This is a genomic window from Sulfitobacter sp. KMM 9851 (assembly GCF_057178245.1).
In genome coordinates this window covers 3,538,422-3,549,995 of record NZ_CM169991.1, presented here as the reverse complement: position 1 = coordinate 3,549,995, position 11,574 = coordinate 3,538,422, and the positions used below count along the sequence as shown (strand labels likewise).

The window sequence follows — 11,574 nt, the reverse complement described above, 5'->3', positions numbered from 1 at the left end:
GCACACTATAGTAAGTAAATGCAGGGCAGATATGGCAACTGAAGCACCTCCGCTGTTGGGCATCATGATGCTTGATACACGGTTTCCACGCATACCGGGTGATATCGGCAATGCGGTTACCTGGCCGTTTGCGGTGCGCTACGCCGTGGTGCCCGGCGCCACGCCGGACGCGATCGTCTGTGATGACGTCGAACCGTTCGTGCAGGCGTTCATCAGCGCCGGGCAGGGATTGGTGGCACAAGGGTGCAGCGGCATTGCCACGACCTGTGGTTTTCTGGCGCCGTTGCGCGGTCGGTTGGCTGCGGCATTGGGTGTGCCTGTGGCGGCATCTGCACTGGAACAGGCGGGCCAGATCGCCGCCATGTTGCCACCTGACCAGCGCGTTGGCATTCTTACGATATCAGCCGAGGCGCTGTCGGCCGTACATTTGCGCACGGCCGGGGTGCCGCATAGCTGTCCGGTGCAGGGTCTTGAGCACAGTGGGTTTGCCCAAACGATCCTTGGAAATCACGCGTCGCTTGATGTCGACGGGGCAGAGCGGGATATGGTCGGCGCGGCGCAGGAACTGGTCGCAGATCATGCCTGCGTGGGGGCAATTCTGCTGGAATGTACAAATATGGTGCCTTATGCCGATGCGATTGCAGCGGCCACAGGGCGGCCCGTGTTTTCGATCTATACCTATTTGCGCTGGTTTCACGCTGGGCTGCGTCCGCGAACCTTTGATCGGCCCTGACATCAGACCGGATCGCGCAACCAGCCTTCTGCAAATTCAACCCGGCTGACCCCGGCCAGCGCGGTCAGGCGCTGTACCTCTGCTTCGAACGCCTGACAGCGGCCCTTGCCCCAGCGCACACCGCGTTCGGGCCAAAGCGCGCTGACACGCAAAACATCTTCGTCGCGAAACGCTTTCATGTCGACGCGCCCCACAAGCCGGTCTCCCTGCAGGATCGGAAAAACGTAATAGCCGTACTTGCGTTGGGGGGCAGGGACAAAGACTTCGATCCGATAGGAAAACCCAAACAACCGCTCGGCGCGCTTGCGGTCGCGCAGGGCCGGGTCAAAGGGGCTAAGCACGCGTAAGCGGCTGCTGGGCACAGTGTCGCAGGCAGGATCGTGCAACAGGCCGGGACGCGCAAACGCAGGTTTCACATCACCATCCGCGCCTTCAAAGTCAATCTGCTGCAATCGGCCGGCCGCCACCTCTCGCGCGCACCACTGTCGGGCCTCTGCCGGGGTGATATGCGCCCAAAAGGCCGCGAGTTCGCCATGGGTCGCAAAGCCCAGCCGCGCCAGCGCCTGATCGCAGCACCAATCAATGGTCTGGTCCAAATCAGGGCCGCTGCTTGGGTCGCACAGATGCGCGTCGAGCACCCGTTCGGTCAGGTCATAGCGTTTTTGAAATCCCTCGCGCCCCACAACACACAGCGCGCCACTGCGCCACAGATACTCCAGCGCTGTCTTGGATGGATGCCAATCCCACCAGCCGCCGGAACCGCGCGGTTCGTCCTTACCGACGTCTGATGAACTGACCGGCCCGCGTTCGCGGATCTGGTCCAGCACCACCTGAAACTGCGCTTCGAATCCTGCGCGCCGATCGTCGCGCCACCGCGCCTTTAGTCGCTGCGCATCGCGCTGACGCCGCAGGTGCCACTGCGGGTAAAACGCCATCGGGATGATGGCGGCGTCGTGGGTCCAATGTTCAAACAGCGCACGGTCGTGTTCGTGCAGCCGCTTGAGGGCCTTGGGCCGATACCGTGGGCGGCGCGAAAATAGGATGAGATCATGCGCCCGTGCCACGGTATTGATGCTGTCGAGCTGCACAAAGCCCAGGCTGTTGATCAGCCCGAGCAATGCGACGCCATGGGCCGGGCCTTGCGGCGTTTCGCAAAGCTGGTGCCGATCCAGAAACACCCGTCGCGCGGCAGTGTTGCTAAGACGCGGCAAGGTCATCCCTTGCGGTGTCGTCGTAGCGTATCACCCAGAGACAAGGTAGGGGTCAGCGTGATCTGGTGGGCCAGATCGGGGTCGGGCGCGTCGAGCGTTTGGTTCAAGATGATCCGCGCCGCGGCCTGACCAATGTCGATCCGGCAGGCATCCATCGTGGCCAACTGGCGCGGCAGACCTTGCAGCAATTCGACATTGTTAAACCCAGCAAGGCCGATCTGCCCGGGAATATCAATGCCCTGATCAAGCAGATAGAGCAAACCACCGGCGCCTATCATATCATTGGAGTAATACAGAAAATCCAGATCGGGCGAGCGTTCAAGCATCTCCTGCGTCATCTCGCGACCCTTGGCCAACGCCGAGCCGCCAGAATAAAACGCCCTATCCTCAATTTCGACCCCGGCCTTGGCCAGACCTTCGGTGAAACCTTCAAAGCGTTTGCGCGCACGGTGGTCCAACGGCATCTTCGTGCCCATGAAACCGATATGTTCGTAACCTTCCTTGAGGATGGCACGTGCCATTTCGCGCCCGGCGCGGCGGTGCGAAATCCCCACCATCGCATCCACGGGCGTGCCATCGACGTCCATGATCTCGACCACGGGGATGCCCGCGTTGCGCAGCATCGCGCGGGTGGCGTCCGAATGCTCCAGCCCCGCGATGATCACACCGGATGGTCGCCAAGACAGCATTTCATATAGAACGCGCTCTTCCTTTTCTGGCAAATAGTCGGTGACGCCGACCACCGGTTGCAGAGGGGTATCCTCAAGAACCTGATTGATGCCGTTCAGGACCTCAGGAAACACCATATTGCTGAGCGACGGAATGATAACTGCAACCAGATTGACACGCTGCGAGGCAAGCGACCCCGCAATCTGGTTTGGCACATAGCCCAGGGCCTTGGCCGCAGTCAAAACCCGGTTACGCGTGGCGTCAGAGACATCGCCGCGTTTGCGTAATACGCGGCTGACGGTCATTTCTGAAACGCCACAGGCTTCGGACACATCGCGCAGGGTCAATGGGCGTTTTGGGGGGGTATTCAATTGCATGTTCCTGAATGATACCCCCCATTGTTAGCGTGAACACGGCCACACGATCAAGCGTCGCCGCGTCATAGGGAAATCGGACGATGACAACCCAAGCCCGCTGGGCTAAACCGCGCTCAGGCGGCCCCGTGGCTCAATTGGATAGAGCAGCCCCCTCCTAAGGGGCAGGTTGCAGGTTCGAATCCTGCCGGGGTCACCAAATAAATCAGTGCTTTAGGGATTTATCTATTTTTACTTTTCGCGGCTTCGGAACGGAACTCGGAATGAAACTTTTGTCATTTTGGCGTTTTGGGGGGCGGGGCGGAAAATGACTGTGGTCGGGTGCCGGTCTTCCCTGACCAGTGGCTGCTATTCGCTGCGATAGGCTTTTCGCAGCCTGCCGAAAGGTCGGGCGTGTTAAACTGGTTACCCTTGCATAGGCACCTGCCGCTAACGCCCCATTCCAGGCATTCCAGAAGCAGGCTTTTATGTTGGGCCGCCGCAAGCTTGGCTATCTCGCAAGCCTGCGGTTCCAACATTCACCCAAACCGTGCTATGTTCCTTATTATGACCACTCTCGACATCATTCTGTCCGTTTCTTTGGTTGTCTCGGGCAGGGTCGCGCTTGCCTATACGATTTACTGGCCAGCGGCTAAGAGCGGAGGGGAAATCTTGAACGACTGCGTCGCGTCATCCCGGAGGTCTTAAATGCCGAAAGAAGAAAATGACATGGGCGAGCAACTTATAGCACTGGTCGAGCCCTGGGTAAGTTCTCAAAATGAGGCCGTCGTCTGGTTTGCAGAGCAACCTCTGCCATCGTTCGGCAACCTAACCCCCGCCGACCTGGTGCGCCAAGGGCGCGCGGATGCGGTGAAGGCGCACATCGAGCGCATTGCTGTCGGTGGCTATAGCTGAGAGGCCAGAACCCAAATTGGGCGCATCTGCAACATTCCAATGCACTGCTTCGGTTCAATCCATTGTCAATTGTGGTGCTGGTGCGTGAATCCGAAACTTGGAACGCCATGCCCTCTTGCAGTCGAGAGCGTCGAGGACATGGAAAGCAGGCATTCCAGACGTTCTCTGCGGGCGCTCAGTTTTTGCTTTGGTTGCAAAGGCATCATGGATGGGAGGCGGAATGCCGACGTTCGCTGCGCGTGCTCGGAGCATGTCTGTATAAAACCGATAGCGATCATTCAAAGCCAAATGCGTGCAGTCGGCCTTGCTGTAGTCTGCGACAAGGGCAACACTCCGCAGTAATTAGACCCGTGTAGTTGAAGCCGTTAGCGGCGCGCTGGGATAACGCCGTGCGTTACCAGTCTTTGCCTGAGCCTTCGCAATCTTATCCGGATACTGGATTAGTGGAATCGATCGAGGGGCGACCATAGGCGAAGTAGGTCTCACAACCAATCGAGAACAGTGTGTCGCACTTTCTCGCACAGCATGTTTCTAATCTCAGTATGTTCCAATATGCTGGGGCAGTATTCCGTAGATTCCGAGGCCAACTTGAACAGCAAATACGTTTTTTACATGGACGACTTCGGGACGCGAACGACTTGCAAGGGCGCGACCGACGCAACTTCTCCAGCTCATGAATTGAGCTTTGCGCTCGGAGGAGTCGTGGTTGCGTCCGAAGACATTGACGCCCTCTCCGACAATGTAGAGGCGTTTTGCAAAAAGTGGGATGTTCCCGCACTTCATGGTAATAAAATCCGGTCCGGAAAAGGGAAATTCGGTTTCCTCAAAAAGGATCATGACCGAAAAGAAGCTTTCTTTGCCGAGCTAAATCATCTTGTCTTGGATGATCGTCTCGTCGCCCACGCCTGCGTGATCTGTCGCCCCGGCTATCGGGATCGTTATCTTGAGAAGTATACTGACGGCATTCGCTGGGCCATGAGCAAGACGGCTTTCGACATCTCTGTCGAACGGGCGGCGAAGCTCGCTATGCAGGGTTGTCGGCAGCTGGACGTGGTCTATGAGCGCACCGGCAAGAAAGAGGATAGGTTGCTTGAGGGCTACTTCGCAGACCTAAAGGTCTCAGGTATGGGGTTTTGTGGCGAGAATTCGAAGCAGTATGAGCCGTTGACCGGCGCGCAGTTCACGGATCATCTCAACGTCATCTGGCCCGATGGTAAAGGAAACCCCTTACTTCAGCTGGCAGACCTTTTTGTTCATCCTGTTAGCCAGATTGCTTGTGGCAAGCAGAACCGTGCCTACGAGCAACTGGTTAATCGCGAGATGCTATTGGATTTCAAGCACCGTGACGATGCTGTGGGGGTGAAGTATTCCTGCTACGATGGTGAATACGGAGAGTGGAAAAAAACCCAGAAACACACAAGGAATCCCGAAGGATCCCTGAGGCGGTCGGCGTATAGCCTGACCCCGTGGCAGTGCCATGAGTAACGAATTACACCTATCTGAAGCAAAAGCAAGCAATCTCTCGTTAGAAATTAAGGCAGAAAACGCCCTTACCGGAAGAATTTACAATAATCACAACGACTTGGTGTCAGTCGCGAAGGGATTGAAGCAGAATCGCCGAATCTCCGTTCCGACTGACTTTGGGTAAGCTCCACTGATTTCCGTAAGCTGCGGCGCGTCATTAGAAAATCTGGTCAATGTCCGGTAGGGGCCGGAAGCGTCGTTTGGATCGCCAGTTCCCGTGGGGGCAGACCCGGCGGCGACTTCTTCTTGATCTCACCGCGACCAAGCATACCGGATACAAAAGTGCTCGAACTTTGTTTGCATCACCCTGTCCTCTTCCAGGAGCGGCATGATGTGACGTGGTGCCCGCGCCGCTGTGTGTGGGGGAGGTAAGTGCGGTTCTACGCCTCGGCGTGGTCACGCGCTCTCAACATAGGATAGGGGTCATAGTAGGCGACCAGAGGGGGCATAGTCGGTGCAGTCGGAACCCTCTTTCTTGAACGCCGGGCTTCAATCCGAACCGATTTTTCTGATAGCCGTAAGAACCCAAGTCCCTTGTGAGGCGGACATTCGCTTCATCAGATCGCAAGGAGGCAAGACCATTGAATACGAAATACCCTCACATCGAAGTGCGCTTGGTAGGAGAAGACGGAAATGCCTTCGCAATTCTTGCACGTTGCGCCCGTGCCGGCCGGGGTGCGGGTTTGGATCGGGCCGAACTCGAAAAATTTAGGAAGGAGGCCACCTCCAGTGACTACGATCACTTGATCCAGACTGCTCTTAATTGGTTTGACTGCTATTAAAGGGTAGGGCCGTCGCCGACGCCCTCAGATTCAGCATGAGATGATATGGGACTACGCTCATATATTGAGTGTCGTTGCCGCGTCACGAACCCGGAGACGCGGCAACGATCGATAGAATTTGGATCTGCCAGATCTTAGTAGAAAGAGGCCAGGCGGGTCCTGCCCAAAAAAGAGGGACGGTTTCGGCTCCGGCTGTAGAGGCTTGCTTGGCAATCCGTAAGCTATAAAATCAAAATGAAATTTTCCTCAGACACCGGTTCGACGACGGCGGTGTGCACCGGTATGTGCACCGTTGCATGCTCCTATGCAAGCACGGCCGTATGGTCCGTAAGCAGGAGCTTCAACCGCGTTCCATGCGGATCCGGTTCGCCGATATCGTAGGTTGCGATTTGGAATGGGACACGGGTCTCGGCGACCTCCCAATGCGCATGAACTTGAGATGTCGAATAGGATTGTTGCGGAAAAAGCAGCATCAGTCGGGTCGGAAGCCCTGGGCGCGAATACGCAGTTGAGTAAGCGAGCATCTGATAAACATCCGACTGGGATACACCAAGATTGGCTTTCGTTGGTTCCAGTCGCTTCCACTTAGTATCGACGATCACCGTCTCGTCTTCGAGCTCGAGCACAAGATCAGGTTTCATCTGAAAGAGCCCGTTGGTCATAACGGCACGCCCTTTTGCTTGAACTCGTGCACAGTGCCCGAAGGCTCGGCGGGCCAGCTGCGCGACATAAGCTTCGAACAGATCGTTCATTGCGAACATCAGGCCGAAACCAGCATCCGAGCCTGCATGGGTGTTCTGATGTTGTGCGGCCAGCAGAAGGCGCGCGAGCGGCACGCAGTCGCGCACGCTGCCTGTGCTGCGATCGAGCGTGAAGCGTTCTTCGAGAGGGCGGGTAGGAAGGCTCACGTCTTCGAAATGAATGGATAGATGGCGGATCAAGCGCGCCGTTTCGCCATTGATCAGTCGCGCGCGCAAGAGCGAGAGGCAGGCATAGAGCAAGCGATTGACCGGGATGTCGGCGGCGAATTCGTCGAATTGGCAGGCCAGCCGGTCTGAGCGCGCCGCATGCTGAGTGAACTGGCGCTGAATGTCGAGACGCCCGCGAAGCTTCGGTAGATCATCTTGGAATGCGACATAGGCGCGAGGCAAGCCTTTGCGCGCAGCATCCGAGAGTTTTCTTAGAAATATGCGGCCGAACACGTCGAGCAAGTCGCGTGACGGGCGTTCGACTTGCGTCCTCTCACCGCCATCCGTCGGTAGATCATGCGCAATGATCAGCATCCGGATCAGGGCCTGTCGATCTTCGCCAACGCTGCCGCGCAGTTTCGGCAGGATTTCAAGCGATGTGGCGCTAACGCTCATCAACCCGCAGACCTGTTTGGTGCGCAGGCTTCGGTGGGATGGCGCAAGGATCGCATCTTCGTGCAAACGAAGGGCCCGCGCGCGCTTCCGGGCGAGCGACAGGAGCCGCTGCGCTTCGGCTTCGGTCATGTCATCCGGCGATTGACCGACTGGGATCGGCGACCATTCGCCGGCTTCAAAATGCCTGGGACGCGCGCTCACTCTTGGGTGGCCTCATTAGAAGCAGCGCGTCCAATCAGATCGCGCCAAGCTTGATCAGGATATCCGTCGGTGTAGGTGTCAGTGAAACGATGGCGAGCGTCATAGGCGTCATCAAAACCGGGTGGCGGCGTCAGCGTGTGCCGAGCGAGGAAACCGTCCGTGCCGCCCAAAATTGCGCGCACTCGGTCAATGTCTTCGTGGAAATACTCTCGCAGGAGGGGAATGATCTTGTGGGCCATGACGGCGTCGATCTCTGCGCGTTCCGTCTTTCCAAAGAAATACGCATGTCCGATCAGGTGGTCCGGGCCGAGCATGTATTCGAGCCGGTCATTGATCGCCTGCAAAGCAGAGGAAAGAGGCACACCCGCAACGACTTGTTCGAGAACCTCGGGTTTCGGTTCGAGGTGCTCAAACATAAAACGACGGCGGAGAGCGGTGTCCAACAGCGCAATCGAACGGTCGGCAGTGTTCATCGTCCCGACGATATGAAGATTCAAGGGCATTGAGAACGTATCGCCCGAGTAGGGCAGAGTGACTTCCAGGGCATTTGCCGCGCCGGCCCGTTTGTCTTCCTCAAGGAGCGTGATCATTTCACCAAGCACTTTCGAGATGTTCGCTCTGTTGATCTCGTCGATGACGAGCACATAGTTTGGCGACGGAGCATCAGGTGACTGTGGTTGAAGGTAAGGAAGTAGCCCGCTCCACTTGATGCGTTTCGGATCGAGAAGATAGAGTGATGCCATCGAAAAGCGGCTATCGTAAATGTCAGCAACATCGAACCCCTTTCCTTCCTTGGCGACCCAGACCCAATCGACCTTGCGGCTGTGGAAATATTCGTCCTGCTCGCGCTCTACAAATTCGTAAGGGCCGGCAACGATACCAATCGCTTGAACGAAGGAATTGCCGTTGCTGGCGACGATCAGGTCGCCTTCATTCATACGAACCCTCAGTTGCCACATCTGGCTGATGTTCGGGTCGTAGCCATGGATCGTGTCGTCAGCCATATGTTCACGCCATCGCGTCTTGATCGCATCAAAATCGGTCATTGAGGAGTCGGACCAATCCACAGGACCGCCCCAGCCCAAAAGGACGTAACCGTTCTCGTAGCATTCTTCGCGAAGATAGGCGTCGGATGGGTCATTCGAACGACCAAGCGACATCTTGAAGACTTGGCGGCCGGTGCGGTCGAACTCGTCGCTCACAGCTTTAGGCGCATTCTTAGCCCGCCCGGCGATCTTTTTGAGAATACCGTCTCGCACCTTTAGGCTGAAGCCTGCCTGCACCTCGGCGTCGCCATCCTCGGCGCCGTTGGTGGGGCGCAAACCTTCTACGAATTCCTCGTAACCATAACTTTGGTGGAACGTGACGAATTCGATCCGGTTGGCTTCGACCAGCTCGCGATACCGCGCCATCACCGCTTCGCGATTGCCTGACACCGACCCATCGCATATGAAGACTGCGCGAGCAGCGGTTTCGAAGGTTTTGCCAGTTCCCGGAGGACCATAGAGGATTGTGTTCAGTGTCGTCATCGTCGCCTCTTGAGAAGGGAATGGATAGGCTGGGTTCTCGTCAGCTTGGGGTGCCCTGTGTTCTTCTTCGTTTAGAACGCGCCATATGAAGCCTTGCACGTCGATCATGTCGCGCGGCTCTAAACCTCGGGACTGAAGGCCGTTGAGGACAGTTTGCCCAAGGCGGAGGTCGGCTTGGACGCAGTCCTCGATTGACTTGGGATCTGGCGCTTGTTCGCCGAACAAAGCCATCATCGCCTGTTTACGCCGCGTTTGATTGATCTCGATCCAAGTGCTGGGATGGAGAAACATCAAGAGCGCATTAGCTCCGGTCAGAAATTGCGTCAGATCCGGTTTGCCCTTCGCCGTGCTTATGGCGAATTCCATTGTTTCTCTTATGAAATCTGCGAACTGCTGGGGTGATGGAACGCCCGAGAAAAGCGGCACGAGCGTTTCGGGCGGAGTGCCGATCCCTTCCGTCATTGTGCGAAAGATCATCTTTGATTGTGTGAAAATATGACTGGCCTGCACAACCCGATCGGCAAGCGCGAGCGCGGAGGCTGCATCGGTCACCTGCGGTCTTTCCGACTTTGCCAGTTCGAGCGCGGCCTGTTTTCGGGCTTCGGGGCCGGACCGCTCTTCCGCTTCGAACTGAGGGTGCATTGCAGGAAAAGTCGTGAATCCAGGAAAAATCGCCAAGAACCGTTTTACCCAAGCATCCAGCGTCCGCTCCGTGAGGTTGCCGGTGAATGGATTCAGCACGGCCAGATCACTGGCGTCACGTATTTCTATGGCGGGTCCTTCGTATCCCAGTTTGAGAGACCTACGACCCGAGTGTTTTCGCGACGTCACGCGGTGCGTTGGCAACAGGTGAGCATGTTCGGTTGCGAAGTGGAAGGTCTGGAGCGTTTCGTTGTATTCCCAGCCAATTGTGACATTGTTGGGCAAGGTTATTCCCAACATTTTTTTTGTGATACTTGAAACGAGACATCCGCGACTTTTCAGACCCTCGACGGTAGCGCTGCGCAATGGCGTTGCGGCCCCACCCAGCTTCTCCATCACCGCGATGGCTTCGGACCATTCTGTCATGGCGCAACGCTCCAGATCGCGAGCTGGTTATTTGCTGGGACGGTCACGATCCCCTCCTTCGCGGTTTACGCATCGTGGCGGCGATAAAGGCTTGCATCGCCTCAGAGACCGGTGGTTCGAGATCGAACTCTCCCATCCGGTCGACCAGCTGCGGCCACACTCGAGTTAGATGCCCTTGGCGACGTGCCGACGGGCAGAGCCAGATCCAGTCGAGTTTGTTGCGAGAGTTCTTGCCGCCACCGATGCGAAAGGCGCAACTTCCGATCATCCGAAACTCGTCGTCGAGGAAAGCGAACGCTACCGCGCCGGGATTCGCATGCGAAGCGTCGCTCCATTGAAGGAAATCGTAGCTGAATTCCCGCTTGAAAGCTCTCGCCCTCCGCGTAATTGCAATATGCATCCAGTCGGGCGAGTGGGCATCCACCCAGACGGCGTCAGGGTCCTTCTCCAAAGCGCGCCGCCAAGCCCGCGATGGCTGGGGTTCAAGCGTTTCAAGCACTTTGCGGTGCCTAACGGCATGGTCTTCTTCATCGCTCTTCACACCATGCATGTAGGTCATTCCGCAAACGTCGCATACTACACGAGTTTCTTCACGCGGAGCTTTGTATCCAGGCGCCATTGATGTCAGCGACACCGCGCGGTTCTCTGTATCGAAGCGGATCTCAACCACTACCTTTGTAGCAGAGGTGAACAGTTCGGTGCGGCTAATGCGAGCCTCGTCAGCATCTTCCGCCACCAACTCTACCGGCGGCAGCTTGAACCGCTCGGATTCGTATAGAAGCACGTTGATGTCCTTCTCCGATAGATAGGCGGTGCGGGGCAGTCGGAGAGCTATTTCAGCAGGAAGTGGCCCGAGATCCAGCGGAAAGCCCAACCGTTCCAGCCACCAGAAGTATTGGAGAACATCACTTGAGGACAACCGAAACTGGCCGGATATTTCCTCTGCATATTTCCATTCTCTTCGAAAGTCCGCTACGCTACCGAGCTGGAGATGGCCCTCCATGTCATCGATATTTGCGAACCAAGCTCTGGAAATCCACGAACACATGTCATCGAGGGCGTCGCGCAACTCAAAGTGGCTGACCCACCCATTTTCCGCCATGCGTTTTGCCGTCCCGTTCGGTAGAGGCCGCACGGCGAGTTTTTCCCGAGTTAGAAGGGACCACACAATTTGGATCTGCTGCGAGGTTACTACTATTCTGTTCTGCATTTACCTTCACTCCGA

At 56.8% G+C, this 11,574-nt stretch carries 8 protein-coding genes and 1 tRNA gene; 4 read left to right on the top strand and 5 right to left on the bottom strand.

What is annotated here, in order from left to right:
- Positions 1-31 precede the first annotated feature (31 nt).
- Positions 32-733 carry an aspartate/glutamate racemase family protein gene (locus AC1965_RS17610; RefSeq protein WP_483885127.1) on the top strand — a complete coding sequence of 234 codons (702 nt, stop codon included), beginning with the start codon at positions 32-34 and terminating at the stop codon, positions 731-733.
- Between the two features lie 2 nt (positions 734-735).
- Here AC1965_RS17610 and AC1965_RS17605 read toward each other — a convergent pair whose 3' ends face one another.
- Both AC1965_RS17605 and AC1965_RS17600 read right to left on the bottom strand, forming a co-directional pair.
- The gene (locus tag AC1965_RS17605) at positions 736-1,950 is read right to left on the bottom strand and encodes a winged helix-turn-helix domain-containing protein (RefSeq protein ID WP_483885126.1); all 1,215 of its coding nucleotides are present in this window, start codon (positions 1,948-1,950) and stop codon (positions 736-738) included.
- Complete coding sequence (locus tag AC1965_RS17600; protein WP_483885125.1) at positions 1,947-2,984, bottom strand: LacI family DNA-binding transcriptional regulator; 1,038 nt, start codon at positions 2,982-2,984, stop codon at positions 1,947-1,949. Before AC1965_RS17600 ends, AC1965_RS17605 begins: the two co-directional genes overlap by 4 nt.
- Before the next feature lie 125 nt (positions 2,985-3,109).
- Between AC1965_RS17600 and AC1965_RS17595 the strand changes: the two genes are divergently transcribed.
- The 3 genes from AC1965_RS17595 (at position 3,110) to AC1965_RS17585 (ending at position 5,366) form a co-directional block, all read left to right on the top strand.
- Positions 3,110-3,186, top strand: a tRNA-Arg gene (locus AC1965_RS17595).
- Between the two features lie 488 nt (positions 3,187-3,674).
- Complete coding sequence (locus AC1965_RS17590) at positions 3,675-3,881, top strand: antitoxin Xre/MbcA/ParS toxin-binding domain-containing protein (RefSeq protein WP_483885124.1); 207 nt, start codon at positions 3,675-3,677, stop codon at positions 3,879-3,881.
- A gap of 612 nt (positions 3,882-4,493) precedes the next feature.
- Complete coding sequence (locus AC1965_RS17585) at positions 4,494-5,366, top strand: DUF3800 domain-containing protein (protein WP_483885123.1); 873 nt, start codon at positions 4,494-4,496, stop codon at positions 5,364-5,366.
- 1,123 nt (positions 5,367-6,489) lie between these two features.
- Here AC1965_RS17585 and AC1965_RS17580 read toward each other — a convergent pair.
- The 3 genes from AC1965_RS17580 to AC1965_RS17570 form a co-directional block, all read right to left on the bottom strand.
- The gene (locus AC1965_RS17580) at positions 6,490-7,680 is read right to left on the bottom strand and encodes an McrC family protein (protein WP_483885122.1); all 1,191 of its coding nucleotides are present in this window, start codon (positions 7,678-7,680) and stop codon (positions 6,490-6,492) included.
- A gap of 68 nt (positions 7,681-7,748) precedes the next feature.
- The gene (locus AC1965_RS17575) at positions 7,749-10,349 is read right to left on the bottom strand and encodes an AAA family ATPase (RefSeq protein ID WP_483885121.1); all 2,601 of its coding nucleotides are present in this window, start codon (positions 10,347-10,349) and stop codon (positions 7,749-7,751) included.
- Between the two features lie 43 nt (positions 10,350-10,392).
- Positions 10,393-11,559, bottom strand: coding sequence for a C2H2-type zinc finger protein (locus AC1965_RS17570; RefSeq protein ID WP_483885120.1), 1,167 nt, complete (start codon positions 11,557-11,559; stop codon positions 10,393-10,395).
- Positions 11,560-11,574 lie beyond the last annotated feature (15 nt).

Coding starts and splice junctions, on each gene's coding strand:
- AC1965_RS17585 (WP_483885123.1), top strand. CDS start 4,494: ATGGACGACTTCGGGACGCGAACGACTTGCAAGGGCGCGACCGACGCA.
- AC1965_RS17610 (WP_483885127.1), top strand. CDS start 32: ATGGCAACTGAAGCACCTCCGCTGTTGGGCATCATGATGCTTGATACA.
- AC1965_RS17575 (WP_483885121.1), bottom strand. CDS start 10,349: ATGACAGAATGGTCCGAAGCCATCGCGGTGATGGAGAAGCTGGGTGGG.
- AC1965_RS17590 (WP_483885124.1), top strand. CDS start 3,675: ATGCCGAAAGAAGAAAATGACATGGGCGAGCAACTTATAGCACTGGTC.
- AC1965_RS17580 (WP_483885122.1), bottom strand. CDS start 7,680: ATGACCGAAGCCGAAGCGCAGCGGCTCCTGTCGCTCGCCCGGAAGCGC.
- AC1965_RS17570 (WP_483885120.1), bottom strand. CDS start 11,559: ATGCAGAACAGAATAGTAGTAACCTCGCAGCAGATCCAAATTGTGTGG.
- AC1965_RS17605 (WP_483885126.1), bottom strand. CDS start 1,950: ATGACCTTGCCGCGTCTTAGCAACACTGCCGCGCGACGGGTGTTTCTG.